Source organism: Microbispora cellulosiformans (assembly GCF_008728085.1).
Taxonomy (GTDB): domain Bacteria; phylum Actinomycetota; class Actinomycetes; order Streptosporangiales; family Streptosporangiaceae; genus Microbispora; species Microbispora amethystogenes.
On the sequence record NZ_VYTZ01000023.1, the window covers coordinates 46,766 to 68,561 of the forward strand.

At 71.4% G+C, this 21,796-nt stretch carries 18 protein-coding genes; 6 read left to right on the forward strand and 12 right to left on the reverse strand.

The genetic code is table 11. The features are described 5' to 3' along the window. Window position 1: 1 nt before the first annotated feature. The 7 genes from F5972_RS35250 to F5972_RS35280 all read right to left on the reverse strand — a co-directional run bounded on the left by F5972_RS35250 (window position 2) and on the right by F5972_RS35280 (window position 7,127). Window positions 2-1,438: a S41 family peptidase gene (locus F5972_RS35250; RefSeq protein ID WP_150940235.1), complete on the reverse strand. Its 1,437-nt coding sequence runs from the start codon at window positions 1,436-1,438 to the stop codon at window positions 2-4. Next, window positions 1,435-2,493 carry an ABC transporter permease gene (locus tag F5972_RS35255; RefSeq protein WP_150940237.1) on the reverse strand — a complete coding sequence of 353 codons (1,059 nt, stop codon included), beginning with the start codon at window positions 2,491-2,493 and terminating at the stop codon, window positions 1,435-1,437. The genes F5972_RS35250 and F5972_RS35255 overlap by 4 nt, the downstream gene beginning before the upstream one ends. After that, on the reverse strand, window positions 2,490-3,380 hold the full coding sequence (locus F5972_RS35260; RefSeq protein WP_150940301.1) for an ABC transporter ATP-binding protein: 891 nt from the start codon (window positions 3,378-3,380) through the stop codon (window positions 2,490-2,492). The genes F5972_RS35255 and F5972_RS35260 overlap by 4 nt, the downstream gene beginning before the upstream one ends. 35 nt (window positions 3,381-3,415) lie before the next feature. Then, entirely contained in the window at window positions 3,416-3,811 is a 396-nt protein-coding gene (locus F5972_RS35265; protein ID WP_150940239.1) for a GntR family transcriptional regulator, read from the reverse strand. A 143-nt stretch (window positions 3,812-3,954) separates the two neighbouring features. Beyond that, complete coding sequence (gene mscL, locus F5972_RS35270; RefSeq protein WP_150940240.1) at window positions 3,955-4,383, reverse strand: large conductance mechanosensitive channel protein MscL; 429 nt, start codon at window positions 4,381-4,383, stop codon at window positions 3,955-3,957. Window positions 4,384-4,627: 244 nt separating this feature from the next. Then, window positions 4,628-6,136 (reverse strand): serine/threonine-protein kinase, encoded by a 1,509-nt coding sequence (locus F5972_RS35275; RefSeq protein ID WP_150940242.1) that lies wholly within the window; start codon window positions 6,134-6,136, stop codon window positions 4,628-4,630. After that, window positions 6,123-7,127 (reverse strand): LacI family DNA-binding transcriptional regulator, encoded by a 1,005-nt coding sequence (locus tag F5972_RS35280; protein WP_150940244.1) that lies wholly within the window; start codon window positions 7,125-7,127, stop codon window positions 6,123-6,125. The genes F5972_RS35275 and F5972_RS35280 overlap by 14 nt, the downstream gene beginning before the upstream one ends. A gap of 417 nt (window positions 7,128-7,544) precedes the next feature. Between F5972_RS35280 and F5972_RS35285 the strand changes: the two genes are divergently transcribed. Then, window positions 7,545-8,213: a DUF305 domain-containing protein gene (locus tag F5972_RS35285; protein ID WP_150940246.1), complete on the forward strand. Its 669-nt coding sequence runs from the start codon at window positions 7,545-7,547 to the stop codon at window positions 8,211-8,213. 28 nt (window positions 8,214-8,241) lie between these two features. Here the strand turns inward: F5972_RS35285 and F5972_RS35290 are convergent, their stop codons facing one another. Further along, window positions 8,242-8,865, reverse strand: coding sequence for a hypothetical protein (locus F5972_RS35290; protein ID WP_150940248.1), 624 nt, complete (start codon window positions 8,863-8,865; stop codon window positions 8,242-8,244). 158 nt (window positions 8,866-9,023) lie between these two features. Between F5972_RS35290 and F5972_RS35295 the strand changes: the two genes are divergently transcribed. The 5 genes from F5972_RS35295 to treZ all read left to right on the forward strand — a co-directional run bounded on the left by F5972_RS35295 (window position 9,024) and on the right by treZ (window position 17,785). Continuing rightward, entirely contained in the window at window positions 9,024-9,707 is a 684-nt protein-coding gene (locus F5972_RS35295; RefSeq protein ID WP_150940250.1) for a response regulator transcription factor, read from the forward strand. Window positions 9,708-9,746: 39 nt separating this feature from the next. Beyond that, window positions 9,747-11,087 (forward strand): sensor histidine kinase, encoded by a 1,341-nt coding sequence (locus F5972_RS35300; RefSeq protein WP_150940252.1) that lies wholly within the window; start codon window positions 9,747-9,749, stop codon window positions 11,085-11,087. Between the two features lie 450 nt (window positions 11,088-11,537). Further along, window positions 11,538-13,697, forward strand: a complete 2,160-nt coding sequence (glgX, locus tag F5972_RS35305; RefSeq protein ID WP_150940253.1) for a glycogen debranching protein GlgX — start codon at window positions 11,538-11,540, stop codon at window positions 13,695-13,697. A 114-nt stretch (window positions 13,698-13,811) separates the two neighbouring features. Further along, window positions 13,812-16,022 (forward strand): malto-oligosyltrehalose synthase, encoded by a 2,211-nt coding sequence (gene treY, locus F5972_RS35310; RefSeq protein ID WP_225312188.1) that lies wholly within the window; start codon window positions 13,812-13,814, stop codon window positions 16,020-16,022. Window positions 16,023-16,087: 65 nt separating this feature from the next. Further along, window positions 16,088-17,785 (forward strand): malto-oligosyltrehalose trehalohydrolase, encoded by a 1,698-nt coding sequence (treZ, locus tag F5972_RS35315; RefSeq protein ID WP_150940255.1) that lies wholly within the window; start codon window positions 16,088-16,090, stop codon window positions 17,783-17,785. Between the two features lie 6 nt (window positions 17,786-17,791). Here the strand turns inward: treZ and F5972_RS35320 are convergent, their stop codons facing one another. From F5972_RS35320 to F5972_RS35335, 4 genes are all read right to left on the reverse strand, one after another. Continuing rightward, a complete protein-coding gene (locus F5972_RS35320) occupies window positions 17,792-18,475 on the reverse strand; it encodes an FkbM family methyltransferase (RefSeq protein WP_150940257.1) in 684 nt (227 codons plus the stop codon). Between the two features lie 22 nt (window positions 18,476-18,497). Further along, on the reverse strand, window positions 18,498-19,766 hold the full coding sequence (locus F5972_RS35325) for a phytanoyl-CoA dioxygenase family protein (protein ID WP_150940259.1): 1,269 nt from the start codon (window positions 19,764-19,766) through the stop codon (window positions 18,498-18,500). Next, entirely contained in the window at window positions 19,763-20,914 is a 1,152-nt protein-coding gene (locus tag F5972_RS37680; RefSeq protein WP_191910475.1) for a hypothetical protein, read from the reverse strand. Before F5972_RS37680 ends, F5972_RS35325 begins: the two co-directional genes overlap by 4 nt. A gap of 319 nt (window positions 20,915-21,233) precedes the next feature. Continuing rightward, entirely contained in the window at window positions 21,234-21,725 is a 492-nt protein-coding gene (locus tag F5972_RS35335) for a PIN domain-containing protein (RefSeq protein WP_150940261.1), read from the reverse strand. Window positions 21,726-21,796: the final 71 nt, after the last annotated feature.

Sequence of the window (21,796 nt, forward strand, 5' to 3'; positions counted from 1 at the left end):
GTCACCCGTGCAGCAGGGCCAGGGCCTTGTCCAGAGCGGGGTCGCGCCCAGCGGCGGCGTCCGCGGGGGACGGCGGCACGTGGTAGTCGGGTGCGACGCCGACCCGGTCGATCACCTCGCGGCCGGGGGCCAGGTGACGCGTCGCCGGGAACGACAGAAGGGTGTTGTTCTTGAGGAGGTACGCCCGCGCCGGGCCGGAGACGGCGCCCGCGGTCCGCGTCCCGACCAGCCGGCCGAGACGGAGGTCCTTGACGGCGGAGCTGAAGTGCTCGCAGGCCGAGGCGCAGCCGCGGTCGGTGAGCACCACCAGCGGCAGGCCGAGCAGCGCGACGCTGTCGTCGGTCCTCATGGCCTCGCACCTGCCGTCCACCGCGCACTGGTACGCGGTGACCTTGCCGTGGGCGAACCCGCCCAGCAGCCTGTTCGCCTCGTCGGGACTGCCGCCGCCGTTGCCGCGCACGTCCAGCACGACACCGGTGAGCGGGTGGCCGGCCCTCATCCTGGAGATCGCCCTGAACGCCCGGCCCGCGACATCGGGCGCGAAGGCGCTCAGCCGTACGTAGGCGACGCCGTTCCCCAGCAATCCGGACGTCACCACCTGCGTCGTGGCCGGATCGGGCCGGAAGAGACCCGGCTTCAGCGTCACGGTCCAGCGCCGGCCGGTCTTCTGCCGCAGCAGGCGGAGCCGTACCGGCCCGTCTTCGGGGTATCGCGGGTACAGCGCGGCGACGGCGGCCGGGGTGACCGCCTGGCCGACGAAGGGCGCCGATCCGTTGACGGACTCGATGACGTCGCCCGGGTGCAGCCCCGCGGCCTTCGCCGGTCCGCCCAGGACGGCGGTGACGAACAACGGGGGCAGGGCGGCTCCGGGGGTGACGTTCACCTGGGGTCCGGCGCTGGCCCGCAGGCCCAGGCCGTACTGGTCGCCGTCGTAGAAGTCCGGCGGGCGCCGGCCTCCGTGTTCCCAGCGGGCGTGGTCGTCGCCCAGAGCGGCGACGACGGCCTGGAGGGTGGCCTCGGCCAGCCGTTCCCGAAGCTGCACGTCGTCCGGCAGCCGGTCGGTGACCCGTCGGTAGACCGCCTCGAACGCGGTCCAGTCGGCCTTGCGGTCACCCGTGAACGCCGGCACGCCGGCCTCGGGCGAGTCGCGCCCGCTGCGGTTGAGCTCCTGGACGAAGGCCGCGAATCCCGCGGTCAGCAGTGAGCGGTCGTCCAGCTTCGCCCCGCTGTAGTAGCCGGCGAGGATGCAGAAGTACACCTGCTCGACGACGTCGATCGTGGTGGGCGTCTCCGGCGGTGGATTGCCCCGGGGCTCGGCGCATACGGCCGGACCGCCGGAGGCCGCGGCGCCGGGCTCGGTGCGCGGCGGGGTCTGTGCCGCGCAGGCGACCGTAAGGAGGAGAAGCACGCCGGCCGCCAGCGCCCGGGCGGCCGTCACGGGCGCCTCCGGATCCACTGGAAACAGAGCGCCGTGAGGGCGAGGGTGAGCAGGGCGTAGGCGCCGGTCTCGATCCACTGCAACGGCCAGAATCGCTCGAACGGCTGGTAGGTGGCCTTCTGCCGGTAGCCCAGCCGGTTGATCTCCGCGAGACAGCTGTCCATGCCCCGTTCCGCCTCCTGAGCCTGCTGCGACGGTGCGCACGGCCCCGACGTCACGGACACGTGAACGGTGGCGGGGGCGCCGTCGCCGCCCACCACGTGCCCGGACGGATCGGTGAGGCGGCTGGACAGCACCCAGGCGCCCGTGTGGCCCGGTATCGCCGAATCCAGGATCACCTCCGGAAACTCCCTGTCGCTGGACTTGCCGAACGAGTCCACGTTCTCCGGGCCGAGCTCGAAGGAGGCGCTGACCGGAGGGAGGAGGTGGGGCCGGACCGTCAACGGCATGACGATCTGGACCGCCGCGAAGACGGCCAGGGTGACGGCCATGGCGGGCAGGGTACGCCCGACGACCAGCCCGGCGGTCACGCCAAGGGCGAACGCGAATGCCGCGTAGGCCATGGGGACGATGCCGCGTGCGCCGAACACCAGGGGATCCATGAGCGTGAAGCCCGGCGCGGCGGACTTGTCCAGAGGAGCGGACCACCAGGTCACCGCGAGACTGCACAGCCCGGCCGCGGCCACGGCGGCCCCGCCGACGACCGTGAGTTTGACGGCCAGCCAGCGGGTGCGGGTGATGCTCTGGTTCCACACCAGCAGGTGGGTGCCGGCCTCCAGTTCACGGGTGATCAGCGGCGCCCCCCAGAAGAGACCGGCCAGGGCCGGTAGGAGCAGGACGATGACGGTGGCGGCCTGGAAAGGTGCCTGGTAGTCGTCGAAGAACCGGTCGAAGAACTGCCCGCAGCCGCCGTCCCGCGTGCAGGCGGTGATACCGGCGGAGTAGTCGGAGGCCAGTTCCGGCCCGGTCAGCGCCAGGGCGACGGCGAGCACGACCAGTGCGGCGCCTGTCGTCGTGGCCGCGCCGCGGAACTGGCGCCAGGTCAGCCAGATCATCGCCGCACCTCCAGGACCGGGCGCCCCTTGGCGGGAGCCGGCCCTTCCATGTAGGCCAGGACGAGGTCTTCCAGGGTGAGCCGGCTGACGGTCCAGGCGGGGTCGTGGATCGGGTCCTCGGTGCGGATGACGAACGTGCTCTGCCGGTCGGTGTGGCTGGCGGAGACGACGTGCTGGCCGGCCGGGAGCCGGTCGGGGTCGCGTCGCGGGCCGGTGAGCCGGTGATGCGTGGCCAGCAGGTCGTCCACCTGTCCCGCGAGCTGGACGCGTGAGTCGACCAGCACGATCAGGTAGTCACATGTCCGTTCCAGGTCGGAGACGAGGTGGGAGGACAGCACCACGCTGAACTCGTGCTCGGCGACGGCCTCCATGAGGCCCTGCAGGAACTCGCGGCGGGCCAGGGGGTCCAGCGCGGCGACCGGCTCGTCCAGGATCAGCAGCTCGGGGCGCTTGGCCAGGCCCAGGGTGAGGGCGAGCTGGGCCCGCTGGCCTCCCGACAGCCTGCCCGCCCGGTGCGCGGGATCGAGGCCGAGCCGTTCGACGCGTTCTCGTGCGAGAGCGGCGTCCCAGCGGGGGTTGAGCCCAGCTCCCAGCCGCAGGTGGTCGGCGACGCTCAGCCCCGCGTAGACGGGGGTGTCCTGGGCGACGAACCCGATCCTGGCCAGCTGCGCCGCCCCGCCGGCCGGACGGCCGCCGAGGACGGTGATGTCTCCCGCGGTCGGCGGAAGCTGCCCGCCTGCCAGCTTCAGCAGCGTGGTCTTGCCCGCCCCGTTGGGGCCCACCAGCCCGACGACGTGCCCGCCCGGGATGTCGAGGGTGCAGTCTCTCAGCGCCCATCGCCTGCCGTACTTCCTGCCCAGTCCCCGGGCCCGCAGGACGGTGGTCATCGCCTCTTCCGAGACCGGACCGGCCAATCCCCTGATCATGCGACGTCCTCCTGAGAGGAGCTCCTGAAAGTGGTCATGAACAGGGCCTCGATGCTCTCGTCGTCGAGGCCGGCCAGACGCGCCGCGGCCAGCCAGCGCCGCAGGTCCTCACGCAGCCGGCCGTGCGCGGCCAGGGAGGCGTCGGTCAGCGTCCTGGTGACGAACGTCCCGATCCCCGGCCGTGCGGCCACCAGGCCCTCGTGTTCGAGTTCCCGGTAGGCCTTGAGCACGGTGTTGGGGTTGAGCGCCAGCCGCGCCACGACGTCCTTGACGGTCGGAAGCCGGTCGCCTTCGTGTAGCAGGCCCAGCCGCAGCGCGTGCCGTACCTGCTGGACCAGCTGCAGGTAGGGCGAGACACCGGACCGGCCGTCCAAGTAGAACTCGATCACCATAGCTCCATTTATCTAGGTGCCTAGTACTTTAGACACCTAGATGTTAAGTGATGCATAAGGATCGAGAAATCTCCCGCGCGCGGGCCGGAACGGACGCCGGCCCCCGATGGAGACTCCATCGGGGGCCGGCAAGAGGGCGGAGGTCAGGCGGGGGGCTTGTCCGCCGCGGAGACGGTGGACAGCTCGACGGTGCAGAAGGCGCAGCGCCGGGCGGCGACGGGGATGTCCGACAGGCACTCGGGGCACTGCTTCTCGGTGGCCTCCTTCTTGGTCTCGAAGAGGGCCAGGAAGCGGCTCATCGGCAGGACGACCAGCCAGTAGACAACCGCGGCGACGATCAGGAACGACAGCAGGCTGTTGACGAAGTCGCCGTACTTGAACACCGCGCCGTTGACGGTGAACGTGTAGCCGGAGAAGTCGGGCTCCTTGCCTCCGGTTATCGCCGCGATCAGGGGCGTGATGAGGTCCTTGACGAGAGCCTGGATCAGCCCGCTGAACGTCGCGCCCACGACCACGGCGACGGCGAGCTCCACCAGGTTGCCCCGCATCAGGAACTTCTTGAATCCGCTCATGAGGAAACGAGGTATCCGGTTTTGCCACCGCTATTCAAGGGCTTGACGCGGGTCCGGGGCGGTGCTAAACACTTTCGTCGCCAGGCCGGGCGGAGCGGCGCCGACCACGATTGGGCGGTGGCGGCCCGCCCGGCGGGCGAAAACAGACGATTATTTCGGTCCGAGTCGGGAGGTTTTACGGACGCGCCCCGACTTCCGGACTTGACAGCCGACAACAGAAATTTGTTCTGGGAGCGCTCCCAAATCAGGTACCAGTAGATCGCGCGAGGGCCGCCTCGACACCGTCCAGCGCGTGGTGCAACTCCTGCTTCAGCACGAGCGGCAGCCGTCCCTCGCCGTAGCGGACCTCCAGTTTGGTCCGCACCTCGGTGAGTCCCTGTCCCGCCGCCACCGCGTTGCGCAGCACCTGCTTGAGGTCGAGCGCCACGTCGTCGTCGATGTCATGGGTGGCCTCGGCGCCGTCCACGAGCAGCGTGAACCGGCGCACCGCGGTCTCGACCGCCAGGTAGGGGGCGGGAGTGGCCAGGGGCAGCGTGGTCACACCGGGTTTGCGGGTGACCGTCGCGCGCGGCTGGGCGGAGTCGCCGCCGTGCCGGCTCTTGACCCTGGTCTTCGTCGCGGAGGGGGAGGGGGTGGGCCCGTGCGCGCGCGCGGGGTCGGCCACCGGCTTCGCGGTGTGCCGGGCGACCGGTCCCGCCGTGTGGCGGGCCTCGGCCAGGGGTTCGGCCATCGGTTCGGCCACGGGTTCACCCAGCGCGGCCGACGGCGTGGGGGTGGCCTGCGCCGGCTGCGCGATCGCCGGGTTGAGCACGACGGCGGCGCCGAGGCCCTGGCCCCCCGACTGGGAGACCCACAAAATGCCGCCGAGAGCCGCGGCTCCGACGGCGGCGGCGCCCCAGCCCGCGCCTCGCGGCCCGGGCGGTTTGCGCACCGCGGCCAGCGCCGCGGCGACCGCGCGGGCGCTCGGCCGGTCGACGGGATCGGCGGACAGGCAGCGCCGGCACAGGTCGGCGACCTCCTGCGGCAGGCCGGGCACCCCTTCGGGGACCGGCGGCGGGCCGTCCCGCCGCGCCGCCTCGATCGCCTCCCAGGTCTTCTCGGGATACGGCAGGTGGCCGGTCAGCATCTCGAAAAGCAGCACGCCGAGGGCGTAGACGTCCACCGCCGGATCGGCGGTCGTCCCCCTCAGCCGCTCGGGCGCGACGTAGGGAGGCGTGCCGAAGTCGGCCACCAGCTGGTCGTCGGTCTCGCCGATGAAGGCGGCGATGCCGAAGTCGAGCAGCTTGGGCCCGTCGGCGGCGAGCAGCACGTTCTCCGGGGTGACGTCACGGTGGACGATGCCCCGGTCGTGCGCCGCCGCCAGCACCTGCGCCAGCCCGGCGGCGATCTGCGTCGCCTCGGCCCAGGGCAGCGGGCCCTCCATGATCCGGTCGGCCAGCGACCGGCCCTCAAGCAACCGCATGACCACGAACGACGCCAGCCTGCCGCCGTTCGTGACCGTCTCCCCGTAGTCGTAGACCTCGATCGCGTCGGGATGGATCAGCCGGGCGGTGGCCCTGGCCTCCCTGCGCATGAGTTCCCGGCCGGGGTTTTCGTCGTCGAGCGAGCCGTCCAGCACCTTGATCGCGACCATGCGCTGCAGTGACTGGTCGAAGGCACGCCAGATGACCGACATCCCGCCCGTCGCCAACCGCTCCTGGAGCAGGTAACGACGGGTCAGGATGTCGCCTTCTCTAAGCTCAGGCCGATTCACGAACCACCAGTTCCGTGGGGAGCACCGGATTGCCCTTGGGATTCTCCCCGTCCCCGAGTGTCATGAGAAGCAGTCGTGCGGCGAGCGTGGCCATTTCCTCGACGGGCTGCCGGACCGTGGTCAGAGTCGGCGACGTGTGCCGGGCCACCGGCGCGTCGTCGTACCCGATCACGGCCACGTCGTCCGGCACCTTGCGCCCGGCGCGGCGCAGCGTCTGCATGGCCCCGGCCGCCATCACGTCCGACGCCGCGAAGACGGCGTCGAGGTGCGGCGCCCGTTGCAGCAGCCACTGCATGGCGTGCGCGCCCGACGCGTGGGTGAAGTCGCCGTACGCCACGGGCATGTCGAGCACGCCCGCGTCGCGCAGCGTCTGCCGGAAGCCCTCCAACCGGTCGCGCGCGGCCGGCAGGGTCGGCGGCCCGGCGATCGTGGCGATGTGCTTGCGGTTGTTGAGCAGCAGGTGCTCGGCCGCCTGCCGTCCGCCGTCACGGTTGTCCATGTCGACGAATGGCAGGTCGATGCCGTCTGGCGGCCGCCCGGCACAGCGCACCGGGACGCCAGACGCCGCCAGCGTTACCGCGAGGGGGTGCCGCGCACGCGCTCCGATGAGGAGCACGCCGTCGACGGCGCCCGCGACCAGCGGTGGCGCGGCGATGGAGGCGGTCGCCGGGGTCGCGGTCATCACGACCATCGGCACCCCGTGCGTCGCCAGCACCTCCTCGCACGCGGACAGGAGCCTGGCATAGAACGGCTCGGTGAATAGGCGTGGACTGTGCTCGCAGACGACCGCGGCGATGATCTGCTCGGCCCGCCTGCCCGCCGCACCCCGAGGGGCACGACGCCGGACATAGCCCAGACGCGACATCGCGTCATGGACCTGCCGACGGGTCGATGTGGTCACGCGTACCGAGCCGGTCAAGACCCGGGAAGCTGTTGCCGGGGAGACGCCGGCTGCGGCGGCTACCTCTGCGAGGGTGGGAAGATCGGCCATCCGGTCTCCTCGGCCCGAAGGTTCACACGGCTTGGGAGCGCTCCCAAGCGAAAGTATCACTGTTTCGCTCGTGTCAACAGAGGTTTCCTCGGTGTGAAACCTTTCGTAGAGTTTCGCTCCCGTTTGACATAGTTGGAGGCTAGAGCACAGGGGTTGCTTGGGGTAGTCAAAGTTCGGTTTGACCCTATATGTCCATCTTGTCCGTAAATCTGAGTAAATATGCCGTAAAGCGGGCGGCTCAGTAGGGGGTGGACGCCCGTTACGGCGTGGTGACGGTGGCGGTATGGCGGTAGGGTCCTCCGCCAGGAACCAGGGCCGGTGTGGCGCAGGGTCCGCGGCGACCCGAGCCGGACGCCCACGCCCGGTCCCGGTGGCCGTGCCCGCCGTCCCCCAAGCCCCGACCGGAAAGGCCCCCCAGTGACGACCGCCCCCCGCCGTCCGCTCCCAGTCAACCCCGGCCTGACGGGCACGCTGACCGCCGTGCTCGCGATGGCCCTGCTCGCCGGCTGTGGCGGGGCGGACGGCGCCGCCCCCTCTCCGGCCCCCGCCCCGGCCTCGGCGGCCGCCGCCGAGCCCTCGGACGGCACGACCGTCACCGCCACGCCGGCCGACCCCGGCGGCGCGGAGACGTCGGCCGACCACAACGCCGCCGACGTGGCGTTCGCCGGCAAGATCATCCCGCACCACCTCCAGGCCGTCGACCTGGCCACGCTCGCCCAGACGCGGGCCGGCGACCCCTGGGTCAGGGACATGGCCTCCCGCATCCTCTCGGCCCGCGACACCGACATCCGCACGCTGAAGGGCTGGCTCGACATGTGGGGCGCCGAGCCGCTGCCGCGCGACCACAAGATGCCCGGCATGCAGACGAAGGCCGAGGTCGACGCCCTCGCCAAGCTGAGCGGCCCCGCCTTCGACAAGCGGTTCACGACCCTCATGATCAAGCATGACGGCGGGGCGATCGCGATCGCGGGCGCCGAGCAGGAGAAGGGCGTGTTCGAGGGCGGGAAGGCGCTGGCCACGGCCATCTCCACGGCCCTGTCCGCCGAGGTCAAGGAGCTGAAGGGCTACCTCGCCAAGCTGAAGTGACCCCCGGCCGCTCGCCCCGGGCCGCCGCTCAGCGCTCGTACGTGTCGAGCCTGGGCGGCAGGGCGTTCCACGCGCAGAACGCCGACGACTCGTGCACCTCCCGGAGGAAGGCGACGCGCAGCCACTGGTCCTCCTCCCAGACCTTGACCTGGTAGCCCTCGTTCGGCGTGGCCGTGACGACCCGGCAGTCCCGTGAGGTGACCGCGATCGTCGCCCGCCCGCCTTTCAGGGTGAACGTGTGCAGGGTCTCCTCCGCGGGGTCGCGGTGCGGCCGGGTGCTCGGCGGCGGGGCCGACCCCGCCGCGTCGTCCGGACGGTCGGTGCGGGCGGTGGGAGAGGAGCGGGCCGTCCGCGACGGGGTGGCGGTCGCGTTCCGCCGCGCCGGGCGCGGCGTCGGTGACAGCGACCGTGACAGGGACGGGGGCGGAGACTCCGGGCCTGGGGTGGAGGCCGCGTCCGGATCGGTCCCCGGGTCGGCGGACGGAAGCGCCGCGTAGGCCGTGACCGGGGCGGCGACGGCCACCACCGGGGCGAGGGGGGCGTCGTCCAGGACCGCGCTGCGCAGCACGTCGCGCACGCCGAGCCAGGACACGCCGACGGCCAGTGCGGTGGCCCCGCACCAGGCGATCGTGTAACCGGTGGCCCGTCTCATGTGGCCGCTCACTCTATCTTGTGCCCGGATCTCGCGCCTTGACTGATTTCGGATGATCTATAAGGACATAAGGGCAGGGGAGAATCTCCCTTGATCCACACTTTCCGGATCGCTCTTCGGCGGACGCGGCAGGGGCGAAGAGTGTACGTTTCTGCCCCATGGCGACCGTTCTGGTGGTGGAGGACGACGAGTTCGTCCGTTCCGCGATCATCCGCGACCTGACGGGGCGCAGCCACGCCGTCCGCAGCGCGGGCCGGGCGCTCGACGCGCTGCGGGAGATCGCCCACGTCGCCCCCGACGTGGTCATCCTCGACCTGGGGCTGCCCGACCTCGACGGCGCCGAGGCCCTGAAGATGCTCCGGGCGATCTCCGACGTGCCGGTCATCGTCGCCACCGCGCGTGACGACGAGGCCCAGATCGTCCGCCTGCTGCGCGACGGCGCGGACGACTACCTGGTCAAACCGTTCTCGGGCGACCACCTCAACGCCCGGCTGGAGGCCGTGCTGAGACGGGCGAGGCCGGGGACGCCGGCGTCGGTCGTCAAGGTCGGCGGCCTGGTCGTCGACGCCGACCGCAGGGAGGCCCGGCTCGACGGCGTGCCGCTCGACCTCACCCGCAGGGAGTTCGACCTGCTCGCCTACCTCGCCGCCCGCCCCGACCGCGTGATCTCGCGCAGGCAGTTGCTGGCCGAGGTGTGGCGGCAGTCGTACGGCGACGACCAGACGATCGACGTGCACCTGTCGTGGCTGCGGCGCAAGCTCGGCGAGAGCGCCTCGCGGCCCCGCTACCTGCACACCGTGCGGGGTGTCGGTGTACGTCTCAGTCCTCCCGCAGAGGCCTGAGGGTCCGGCGGCGGGAGCGGCGGGAGCGGCGGGAGTACGGTGCGACGGAGCCTGGCCCTGGTGGCGGTCGCCGTGACGGCGATGGTCGCGCTGGCCTTCCTCATCCCGCTGGCCGTGGGGGTCATGGAGATCGCGGAGAGCCGGGCGCTGGCGGACGCCGAGCGGCAGGCCGCCACGATCGTGCCCGCCCTGGTGATCACCGACGACGTGGCCGCGCTCGAACGCGCGCTGGCCAGCACGCCGGCGGGGGTCTCGCGCCTGGCAGTCCACCTCTCCGGCGGGCGGACCGTCGGCCGCTCCCGGGTCGGCCCCGCCGACGTGGCGAACGCCGCGGAGCGGGCCAGGACGGTGCCGGTCGCCAACGGATACGTCCTGCTCAGGCCCGTCGCGCTGGGCGGCGGCCGGAGCGCCGTCATCGAGGCGTACGCGCCCGAGGCGGACGCCAGGAAGGGAGTCTCCACGTCCTGGGCCGTGCTGACCGGCGTGGCCGTCACGCTGGTGGTGGGGTCGGTGGTGGTGGCCGACCGGCTCGGCGCCCGGGTGGTCCGGTCCGCCCGGCGGCTCGGGCAGGCGGCCGCCGCGCTCGGCGCGGGCGACCTGTCGGTCCGCATCATCCCCGACGGCCCGCCCGAGCTGGTGGCCGCCGGACGCGCCTTCAACGCGATGGCCGACCAGGTGGCGGTGCTGCTCGCGGCCGAGCGCGAGCTCGCCGCCGACCTGTCGCACCGGCTGCGCACCCCGCTCACCGCGCTGCGGCTCAACCTCGGCGGCAGCGGCCCGGAGGCCGAGCAGCAGCGCAGGCTCGCGATCGAGCGGCTCGAACACGCGGTCGACGAGATCATCGACGCGTCCCGGCGCCCTGCCCGCCGGGCCGTGCCGGCGGGCTGCGACGCCGCGCTCGTGCTGTGCGAACGGCTCGCCTTCTGGTCGGCGCTGGCCGAGGACCAGGGGCGGCCGTGGCAGCTCGTCGGCGCCGACGAGGCCACCCCCGTGCCGGTCGCCGCCGCCGACCTCGGCGCGGTGGTCGACGCGCTGCTCGGCAACGTCTTCCGGCACACCCCGCAGGGCACCGCCTTCCGCGTCACCCTGCACCGGGGGAGCGGCATCGTGGGCGTCCTCGTCGCGGACGCCGGCCCGGGCATCCCCGATCCCGAGAAGGCGGTGCGGCGGGGCAACAGCGGGGCGGGCTCCACCGGCCTCGGCCTCGACATCGCCCGCCGCCTCGCCGAGTCGACGGGCGGCGGGGTCCGCGTCGAGCCCTCGGCGCTCGGCGGCACCGGCGTCAACCTGTGGCTGCGCACCGACGGCCGCGCCGCCGCCCCCCGCCGCGGCCTGCTGCGCCGCGCCCGCGGGGGCGCGACCGGCTCGCCGGTCCGATGACCCGCCGGTTTCCGGTGTCCGTAACCCCTGCAGGGGGAAGGCACATCGGGAAGGACCGTTAATCGGCGGGTCGATCCAGGGCCGGTGAGAGCCGGTGAGGGGCGCGGTGACTGCGGTGGGTGACCGGCCGGAAGCCACGGTACGGACGGCGGACGGGTGAGGTGTCCCAGATTCGGCGCGTACGGCCAGCTCGCGGCGTTGATTCCCGAAACGGGCGGCGCTTTGCTCGCCGATGGCCGGTTCACCCCTTTGCCATACACGCAGTTAACGTGGCGCGACTGTCGGAGCCTTTTGCGGGCAGGCACGATGTCTTGTGAACGACACTCAGCATCACGATCGGGTGAGCGGCCGTCCCGGACGGGACCGGACCGGGAACGATCGCGACCATAGAGCCGGTGGACTCCGGGGGCTTCCCGGCAGGACCGCCGAGCCGGACGGCGAGGAGGTCCAGTGAGGGAGATCTGGCCGGGGGATTCCTATCCTCTCGGAGCGACGTACGACGGCGCGGGCACCAACTTCGCGCTCTTCAGCGAGGTGGCCGAGCGGGTCGAGCTGTGCCTGTTCGACGACGAGGGCAACGAGGAGCGCGTGTCGCTGGCCGAAGTGGACGGCTTCGTCTGGCACTGCTATCTCCCGGGCGTCGGCCCGGGCCAGCGGTACGGCTACCGCGTCCACGGGCCCTACTCGCCCGCCGAGGGCCTGCGGTGCAACCCCAACAAGCTGCTGATCGACCCGTACGCCAAGGCGGTGGAGGGCTCGGTCAACTGGGACCAGGCGGTGTACGGCTACCGCTTCGGCGAGCCGGACAGCCGGGACGACAGCGACTCGGCGGCGTACGTCCCGCGGTCGGTGGTCGTCAACCCGTTCTTCGGGTGGGGGCACGACCGTCCCCCGGCCACGCCGTACCACGACACGGTGCTCTACGAGGCGCACGTGCGCGGCCTGACGATCACCCACCCCAAGATCCCGGACCGCATCCGCGGCACGTACGCCGCGCTCGGGCACCCGGAGATCATCGACCATCTCACCGCGCTCGGGGTCACCGCGATCGAGCTGATGCCGGTCCACCAGTTCGTGACCGACCACATGCTGGAGAAGCGGGGGCTGGCGAACTACTGGGGCTACAACACGATCGGCTTCTTCGCGCCGCACAACGCGTACTCGAGCTCCGGCCAGCGCGGCGGGCAGGTGCTGGAGTTCAAGGCGATGGTGAAGGCCCTGCACGAGGCTGGCATCGAGGTGATCCTCGACGTCGTCTACAACCACACCGCGGAGGGCAACCACCTGGGCCCGACGCTGTCCATGCGGGGCATCGACAACGCCAACTACTACCGGCTGGTCGAGGACGACCGCCGCTACTACATGGACACCACCGGCACCGGCAACAGCCTGCTCATGCGCAGCCCGCACGCGCTCCAGCTGATCATGGACTCGCTGCGCTACTGGGTGCGCGACATGCACGTGGACGGGTTCCGCTTCGACCTCGCGGCGTCGCTGGCCCGTGAGCTGCACGAGGTCGACCGGCTGAGCGCGTTCTTCGACCTCGTCCAGCAGGACCCGGTGCTGTCGCAGGTCAAGCTCATCGCCGAGCCGTGGGACGTCGGCCCGGGGGGCTACCAGGTCGGCAACTTCCCGGCCCGCTGGACCGAGTGGAACGGCCGCTACCGCGACACGATCCGCGACCTGTGGCGGGGCGAGCCCGCCGCGCTGCCCGAGTTCGCGAGCCGCCTGACCGGGTCGAGCGACCTCTACCAGGACGACAGCCGCCGCCCCGCCGCGTCGATCAACTTCGTCACCTGCCACGACGGGTTCCCGCTGCAGGACCTCGTGTCGTACAACGGCAAGCACAACGAGGCCAACGGCGAGGACAACCGCGACGGCGCGGACGACAACAGGTCCTGGAACTGCGGCGTCGAGGGCCCGGCGACCGGCCCGGTCGCGCAGCTGCGCGAGCGGCAGAAGCGCAACTTCCTGGCCACGCTGTTCCTGTCGCAGGGCGTGCCGATGCTGTCGCACGGCGACGAGATCGGCCGCACCCAGCAGGGCAACAACAACGCCTACTGCCAGGACAACGAGATCAGCTGGGTCGACTGGGGCGCCGTGCTGGAGGCCGGGGCCACCGCCGAGGAGGACGCGGGGACGGTCGAGAGGCGGCAGCTCCTCGAGTTCACCCGGCGCCTCGCCCGGCTGCGCCGCGACCACCCCGTCTTCCGGCGCCGCCGCTTCTTCTACGGCCGTCCCGTGCGCGGCTCCCACGACGAGCTGAGCGACATCGCCTGGCTCACCCCGTCGGGCACCGAGATGACCGACGCCGACTGGACGAACGGCTACGCCAAGGCGCTGGCGGTCTTCCTCAACGGCGACGCGATCACCGAACCCGACAGCAGGGGCAGGCGGATCGCCGACGACTCGTTCCTGCTGCTGTTCAACGCCCACCACGAGATGCTCAAGTTCACCGTGCCGAAGAACTACGGCGAGCTGTGGTGCACCGAGCTGGACACGGCGATGCCCGGGCAGAGCGAGTCGCGGATGTGCCGGGCCGGTGAGGCGGTGCCGGTCACCGGCCGGTCGGTGCGGGTCCTGCGCCGGGTCCGCCACACGTCGTCCTGACCAGCGGGGACGGCCGGTTAGAGTGCCGTTGGTGTGAGCCGCCGGGCAGGCGGGCAAGTACGGTCACTGCCCGGCGGTTCTCCGCGTCGGGAACGTGTTTCGAAGGGCGGTCCAGTGAGTTCTACCTACCGCGTGCAGCTGACGCCTGACTTCGGCTTCGCGCAGGCCGCCGGCCTCGTCGGATATCTCCGGGAGCTGGGGGCCGGCCACCTCTACCTGTCGCCGATCCTGCAGGCGTGCCGTGAGTCCCTGCACGGCTACGACGTGACCGACCACACCCGCGTACGCGAGGAGTTCGGCGGCGAGGAGGGCCTGCGGGCGCTGGCGGCCGAGGGCATGCCGCTGGTGTCGGACATAGTGCCCAACCACATGACCGTGCCGGTGCCGGAGTCGGACAACGCGCGGCTGTGGGCGGCGCTGCGGGACGGGCCCGGGTCGCCTGCCTCCCGGTGGTTCGACTTCCAGTGGCCGGTGACCCTGCCGCTGCTGGGCGACGACGCGGACGAGGCGCTCAGAGTCGACAGCGGCGTGGACGGCGCCGTGCTGCGTTACCACGACCACGCGTTCCCGATCAGGCCCGGCACGGAGCACCTGCCGCTGCCGGAACTGCTGGAGGCCCAGCACTACCGGCTGGCCCACTGGCGGGAGAGCCCCGGCTACCGGCGGTTCTTCGACGTGTCGTCGCTGATGGGCCTGCGGGTGGAGGACCCCGAGGTCTTCCAGGAGACCCACGCCGTCACCTTCCGCCTCATCGAGGAGGGTGTGATCCACGGGCTGCGCGTCGACCACCCCGACGGCCTGGCCGACCCCCGCGGCTACCTCCGGTGGCTGCGCCCGCACGTGCCGGGCCCGCTGTGGGTGGAGAAGATCCTCATCGACGGCGAGCGGCTGCCCGCCGACTGGCCCTGCGACGGCACCACCGGTTACGACGCGCTCAACATGGTCACCCGGCTGTTCGTGGACCCGGCGGGCCGCGACGCGCTGATCGAGACCTTCGGCCGCCACACCGGCGTGCGCGACGACTACGAGACCGTGCGCCACGACGCCAAGAAGCACGTCATCGACCTGTTCTTCCGCGGGGAGGTCGACCGGCTGACCACCGACCTCGGCGACCCGGCGCTGCGCGAGGCCGTCGTGGAGCTGCTGGCCGCGATGCCCGTCTACCGGGCGTACGTGAACCCGGGTGAGCGGCCGTCCGCCGACGCGGAGGCGATCGTCGCGGAGGCGGCCCGGCTCGCGGCCGGCCGCACCGACCCCGACGCGGTGGCCAAGGCCGCCGACCTCGTCCTGTACGGCCCGCCGGACGCGGTCACCCGCTTCCAGCAGACCTGCGGGCCCGTCATGGCCAAGGGCGTGGAGGACACCGCGCTCTACCGGTGGTATCCGCTGGCCTGCCTCAACGAGGTGGGCGGGGAGCCCGACCGGTTCGGGGTCTCGCCGGCCGGGTTCCACGAGTTCTGCGCGGGGCTGCCGCCGCGGACCATGACCACGCTGTCCACCCACGACACCAAGCGGTCGGAGGACGTGCGGGCCCGTCTCGCGGTGCTGTCGGAGCTGCCCGAGGAGTGGACGATGGCGGTCGACTCGTGGTCGGCGGCCGTGTCGTTCGACCCCCGGCTCGACTACCTCGCCTGGCAGTCGCTGATGGCGGCCTGGCCGATCAGCCTGGACCGTTTCACCGACTACCTGCTCAAGGCGGCGAGGGAGGCCAAGACGGCCATCTCCTGGGTCGACCCCGACCCGGCGTACGAGGAGGGGATCAGGGACTTCGCCCGGCGCGCGATCGACGCCTGCGGCTACTCGGTCGCCTCGTTCACCGAGGTCGTCGACCGGTACGCCCGGGTCAACTCGCTCGGGCAGAAGGTCGTCCAGCTCCTGATGCCGGGCATCCCGGACGTCTACCAGGGCACCGAGATCACCGACTTCTCGCTGGTGGACCCCGACAACCGACGGCCGGTGGACTTCGAGCGCCGCCGCCGGCTGCTCGCCGAGCCCGACGACAGCTGGGACGGCGAGAAGATCCGGGTCACCGCCGCCGCGCTCGGGCTGCGGGGGCGGCTCGACCCCGAGGCGCCGTACGCGCCGATCGAGGCGGGGGAGCACGCGGTCGCGTTCACCAGGGGGGTTCCCGGGCGGGGGGCGGCCGCGGTCGTGGTCGCGACCCGGCTGCCGGCCGGGCTGGAGCGCCGGGGCGGCTGGGGAAGTGAGACGATCATGCTGCCGCCGGGACGCTGGCGCGACCTGCTCACGGGAGCGGAGCACGCCGGGGAGGTGCGCATGGCCGACCTGCTGTCCGCCCATCCGGTGGCGATTCTCGAAGCGTGATTCAGCAAGGGCTTGGTCGGTAGGGGCTTGGTCGGTGGGGTTTGGCCGGTAAGGGGAGGCGAGGCATGTTCGAGGTCTGGGCGCCGGGGGCGGCGCGGGTCGAGGTCGAGTACGAGGGCGCCCGGCACGCGATGTCGCCGGGCGAGGGCGGCTGGTGGACCGCGCCCGGCGACGAGCACGACCGCGACTACGCCTTCCACGTGGACGGCGAGGGACCCTTCCCCGACCCCAGGACCCGGCGGCAGCCGTACGGCGTGAACGGCCCGAGCCGGGTCTACCACCACGACAGGTTCGCCTGGACCGACCAGGGCTGGCGCGGCCGGGACCTGCGCGGCGGGGTGATCTACGAGCTGCATGTCGGCACGTTCTCGCCCGAGGGCACCTTCCAGGGGGTGGCCGACCGGCTCGGCCACCTGGTTGACCTCGGCGTCGACTTCGTCGAGCTCATGCCGGTCCCGCCTGTCCCGGGCGCCCGCAACTGGGGATACGACGGCGTGGACCTCTACGCGGTCTTCGAGGAGTACGGCGGGCCGGACGGGTTGAAGAGCCTGGTGGACGCCTGCCACCGGGCCGGTCTCGGCGTGATCCTCGACGTCGTCTACAACCACCTCGGGCCGTCGGGCAACTACCTCGCCAGGTTCGGGCCGTACTTCCACGACGCGAAGGGGTCCTACTGGGGCGACGCGGTCAACCTGGACGGGTACGGCTCGGACGGGGTGCGGCGCTACTTCATCGACAACGCCCTCCAGTGGCTGCGCGACTATCACGTCGACGGGCTGCGCGTCGACGCCGTGCACGCACTGCACGACAAGCGCGCCGTCCACTTCCTGGAGGAGCTGTCGGTGGAGGTCGACGCGCTGTCCGCCGCGGTGGGCCGCCCGCTCACGCTCGTCGCCGAGTCGGACCTCAACGACCCCCGCATGGTCACCCCGCGCGAGGCCGGTGGCCTCGGCATGCACGCGAGCTGGAACGACGACGTCCACCACGCCATCCACGCGAACGTCACCGGGGAGACGAACGCCTACTACGGCGACTTCGGCACGCTGTCGTCCCTGGCCAAGGTGCTCACCTCCGGATATTTCCATGACGGCACCTATTCGTCCTTCCGGGGCCGCTCGCACGGACGCCCGGCCGCCGGGATCCCCGGGCACCGGTTCGTCTGCTGCGCGCAGAACCACGACCAGATCGGCAACCGGCCCGAGGGCGACCGCATGCGGCCCGACCAGCTCCGCCTGGCCTCGGGTCTGCTGCTGACCTCGCCGTTCACGCCGATGCTGTTCATGGGGGAGGAGTGGGGCGCCACCACGCCGTTCTACTTCTTCACCGACCACTTCGAGCCGCATCTCGCCGAGGGCGAGGGCGAGCGGCGCAGGAAGGAGTTCGAGGGCTTCGGCTACGACTGGAAGGCCCCCGAACCGGGCGAGGAGGACACCTTCCTGCGGTCCAAGCTCGACTGGGAGGAGCTGTCGAAGGACGAGCACGCCTCCCTGCTGGGCTGGTACCGCGCCCTGATCGCGCTGCGCAGGTCGCGTCCCGACCTCACCGACCCCCGGATGGACCGGGTGCGGGTCGACGTGGACGAGGAGCGCCGGGTCGTGGTGATCGAGCGCGGCTCGCTGCGGGTCGCCGCCAACCTGGCCGCAGGCCCGGTCTCCGTACGGCTCGCCGCGTCGCGCCTCCTGCTCGCCTCCGACGAGTCGGCCCGCCTGACCGATCACGTTCTCGACCTCCCGGCGCGTTCCCTGGTCGTCGCGGAGACCTGAGGGGGGTCAGGACGGGCGGCCACGTCCGCGGGCCGACAACGCCCGTGATCGCCAGGCCTCGCCCCGGGACACCACCGACCGGTGCGCGTAGACGTCGTCGCAGCCCAGCTCGGCGACGCGCAGATAGCCGTGCCGCGCGAGCAGGTCGTGGACGGGACGGCGGTCGGGCCCCCAGTTGTGCTCGACGGTCAGCATCCGCAGCAGATAGCGGCCGAAGGGGAAGGTGCGGAGGATCGCCAGCTCGGAACCTTCGGTGTCCAGGCTCCAGTAGTCGATCACGCGAGGAGCGCGGAACTCCCGGAGCAGCGAGCCGACCGTACGGCACGGCACGACCGTCACGGGCATCGGCGCGTCGTCCGGCAGCTCCAGGGCCCGGCGCACGTGTGTGAGCATCTGCGGGGAGTACTCACCGAGGATCCCGCCGATGGTGCCGGCCTCCACGAACTCCACCGTGCCGTCGTGGTCGTAGAGACAGCAGTTCACGTGGAAGCAGCGGCGGTTGGCCGTCAACTCCGCGTAGTAGCGCGGGTTGGGCTCGACGCAGATTCCCGTCCAGCCGTATTCCTGCTCCAGCAGCCTGGTGTTGCTGCTCCGGACGCCATTGGAGGCACCCGAATCCAGGAAGTAGCCCGCCCGCCGGTGCCCGAGGGCGGCGAGCACGTAGGCGTCCTGGCCGTGTTGTGACGTCACGGTGCGACGTCACTTTGCGACGTCACCGTCCCGCTCGCCGCCGGGTCAGCGCGTTCGAACGCCAGGCCGGACGGTAGGGGATCTGGTTCGGCGTCGCCTGCCGCGACAGGCCGGGGTGGTGGACGTCGTCCGCCCGTTCGCCGTAGAGCATGGTGATGTTCACCCTGCGGTTCTCGTAACCGGGCCGGAAGCGGACCTCGGCGGTCGCATGGAACAGGTCGGAGTTGAAGATGATCGCCCGGTTCGCGCGGTAGGGGATCGTCACGGCCTCCGCCTTCCGCCGCGCGAGGAAGGGCTTGATCAGATCCTGGCGGCCGTTGTACATGTGGAAGTTCCAGTCGGGCGGCGCGTCGACCCCGTACACGATCAGCCCGCCGCTGCTCTCGTCCAGGTTGGCCTCCGTCGGCGTGATCCAGAAGTTCACGTTGACCGCGGCGAAGTCGGCGTGCGTCGTGGTGTCGCCGGGCAGGTAGTCCTTGTTCTTGAATCCCCACAGCTGGCGGAGCGGATAGGGGCCGAGCACGTCGGGCAACGTGCCGCGGAGTTCCTCGGCGACCTGCAGGAGCAGCGGGCAGTTGAAGCCGTCGTGGAAGAACGCGCCGAGCCGGCCGTTCGCGTAGCGGTTGCCGAACCAGACCGTCGACCCGGCGCAGAACCGCCGGACGGCGTCCAGCGCGGCCGGAGACAGGAAGTTGTCGACGACGACCAGCCCGGCGCGGCTGGCCAGGTAGCGTTCGGTGACCTCCTGCCCGTTCCACGAGTCCGACAGCGCCCGTGGCAGGCGCGGCGCCGGCTGGAGGGTGACGATGCGGTTGAAGACGTCCCCTATCGCCGCCTCCGCCTGCTCGTCGAACGGCACGTGCTGGTCGGGATCGACACCGGCCGCCAGCAGGCGGTCGGCCGTGTCCGTGTAGGCCTGCACGACCGCCCGGAACTCGTCACCCAGATCCCCCGACTCCAGCAGGTAGGTGAACTGCTCGATGTCGTGCCGCAGCTTGTGGATCGTGATGAAGCGCTCGATCGGGCGGGCGGCGCCGTCCGCTCCCCGGGCGGGAAACCATCGGCTGCCCCGGCGGATGGACGCCAGCAGGTGCGCGAACTCGCCCGCGAGCGTGAGGTCCGTGGACCGCATCAGGTCGCCGGCCCGTTCGGACAGCCAGCCGAGATCGTCGTCGGAGAAGTCCGCGCCGGACCACAGCGCGAAGGCCTCGCTCCGGCGGCCGGCTTCCAGCAGCGCCGTGGTCGTCCGACGCAGGGCCGGGATGCCGGCGGGGATGTCGGTGGTGGTCATCCGCCGCCCCCGATCTCGTCGAGCACACCGGCATCGCGGAGCTGAACGGCGAAAGCCCGCAGGGAATCCAGGGTGATCTCTGCCGCGCCCGAGTCGAGGGCGTTGAGGTTGATGTGCCCGAACGTTCCGCCGAAGGTGCCCCCGAATGTCCCGCCGAATGTCCCGAACGTTCCCGGGGATGTTCCGCCGAAAGTCCCGGGGGACGTACCCGGCGGCGTCAGCGTGGTGATTTGGGTGATTGACGTGATTTCGGTGGTATGGGTAATTGGAGGGAAAGTGTGCGTTTCGGTGCTTCCGAAGGTGAAAGTCACATCGGTGCCGGGAATCGTGACCGGAGGGCTTGTCTCGGTGCCGGTGCCGGTGCCGGTGCCGGTGCCGGTGCCGGTTCCCGTTCCCGTTCCGGTTCCCGTCCCCGTCCCTGTGCCGGTTCCGGTGCCCGTCACTCCCTCGGTGCCAGTGCCAGTGCCAGTGCCTGTTCCCGTTCCCGTTCCGGTGCTCATCTCCGTGCCGGTCCCGGTGCCGGTGCTCATCTCCGTGCCGGTCCCGGTGCCGGTGCTCATCTCCGTGCCGGTCCCGGTCCCCGTGCTCATCTCGGTTCCGGTGCCTGTCCCGGTGCTCATCTCCGTGCCGGTTCCCGTGTTGGTCTCGGCGGTGACGGTGCCGGTGCCCTCCGAGGTTCCGGTGAGCTGGATTCCGGTCCCGCCCTGGCCGATCCCGATCCCACCGAAGATCAGGTCCTTGATCGACCTGTCCAGGGGGAAGATCGGCTGCTGTTCGGTCGCCGCTCGCATCAGGGCGAGAGCCACGTGGTGGGCGTTCGTGTCGACCACCGCGCGGGCGAACTGTGTCGCGAGCTCGCCGTCCGACGGCGCGGTTCCGTTCCGCTCGCCGCGGTAACGGATGATCCACTGCATCAGCTCGTCGCTGGCCAGTACGGCGTAGACGAACTGGTTGATGACATCCGCCCGATGCCGGTCGAGGGGCGCGCTGTGGACATACTCCGAATAGATCTGCGCCGGATCGGTCACGAACTGTTCGCGGAACAGATGGTCGCCCGACATCGCGTCGAACAACGCCTGGGTGCGCCGTAGGGCGGACGCGGCTCTGAGAGAGGATTGCGGGGAGGTGCCGGATGGCTCGACGTTCATGCGTCATCTCGCATTCCGTGCCCGGGAGCTCTGCCCTAGGTCGTCTCTGATAAATCAAGCCCTGCTGCGCGTGGCCCAGGCGGCGCCTCGCTGCGTTGTCGTCGTCGCCGATAACGCTGTTATCGGCTCCTCCTCCGCCTTGCGATGCATCCACCTGGATCCCCGCTCGCGACGGGCAGCATTTATCAGACACTCCCCAGGCGGCAGGCCCGGCAATATTCCCAGATTCGCCCCACCCGTGGAACGCCTTTTGCGCATTCGCCGCCGAAATGTCTTCCGGGCGGGCCGGTCGCTGAATCCCCTCGAAATCGAAACGCGATCAGGCGGCCTGGGGGACCGGAAGTGAGAAGGTGACGGTGTCGGGGACCGCCGTGTAGAGCCGCCAGCTCAGGCGGTCGCGCTGGGAGGCGACGGTGACGTGCAGGCCGCATCCCTTCAGCCACCCGGCCAGGTCGGCGAAGTACCCGTCGCCCGATCCGATCACGACCCGCTCGAAGCGCAGGTCGACCCGGTCGGTACGGGCAGCCTCGTCGAGGGCCTGGTCGGCGCCGTCGGGACCGGAGCGGACCAGCAGTTGCACGCCGCCGAGCGCGCGCCCCATCGCGACTCCGACCGGCACGAGCGCGCTGTGGTTGACCGCGACGATGAACTGGTCGAGCGGCCCTATCGGCACCGCGTGCCGGTAGGCGCCCATCGTCTGCCGCACGTCGTACGTCGTGGGCCTAGGGGACCCGGCGAGGTTCTCGATGTCCAGGAGATGGATCGCGCGTCCGCGGCGCAGCGACCGGAGGCGCGTGATGGGAGAGGTCACGATCCCTGGTCCCTTCTGTGACGGGGCTTGCCGTCCATTGAACCATGTGTTGACGCCATCAACCAGACTTT

Coding starts and splice junctions, on each gene's coding strand:
- F5972_RS35265 (WP_150940239.1), bottom strand. CDS start 3,811: ATGGTGATCGAGTTCTACTTGGACGGCCGGTCCGGTGTCTCGCCCTAC.
- F5972_RS35290 (WP_150940248.1), bottom strand. CDS start 8,865: ATGAGACGGGCCACCGGTTACACGATCGCCTGGTGCGGGGCCACCGCA.
- treZ (WP_150940255.1), top strand. CDS start 16,088: ATGTTCGAGGTCTGGGCGCCGGGGGCGGCGCGGGTCGAGGTCGAGTAC.
- mscL (WP_150940240.1), bottom strand. CDS start 4,383: ATGAGCGGATTCAAGAAGTTCCTGATGCGGGGCAACCTGGTGGAGCTC.
- F5972_RS37680 (WP_191910475.1), bottom strand. CDS start 20,914: ATGAACGTCGAGCCATCCGGCACCTCCCCGCAATCCTCTCTCAGAGCC.
- F5972_RS35260 (WP_150940301.1), bottom strand. CDS start 3,380: ATGACCACCGTCCTGCGGGCCCGGGGACTGGGCAGGAAGTACGGCAGG.
- F5972_RS35325 (WP_150940259.1), bottom strand. CDS start 19,766: ATGACCACCACCGACATCCCCGCCGGCATCCCGGCCCTGCGTCGGACG.
- F5972_RS35280 (WP_150940244.1), bottom strand. CDS start 7,127: ATGGCCGATCTTCCCACCCTCGCAGAGGTAGCCGCCGCAGCCGGCGTC.
- F5972_RS35295 (WP_150940250.1), top strand. CDS start 9,024: ATGGCGACCGTTCTGGTGGTGGAGGACGACGAGTTCGTCCGTTCCGCG.
- F5972_RS35255 (WP_150940237.1), bottom strand. CDS start 2,493: ATGATCTGGCTGACCTGGCGCCAGTTCCGCGGCGCGGCCACGACGACA.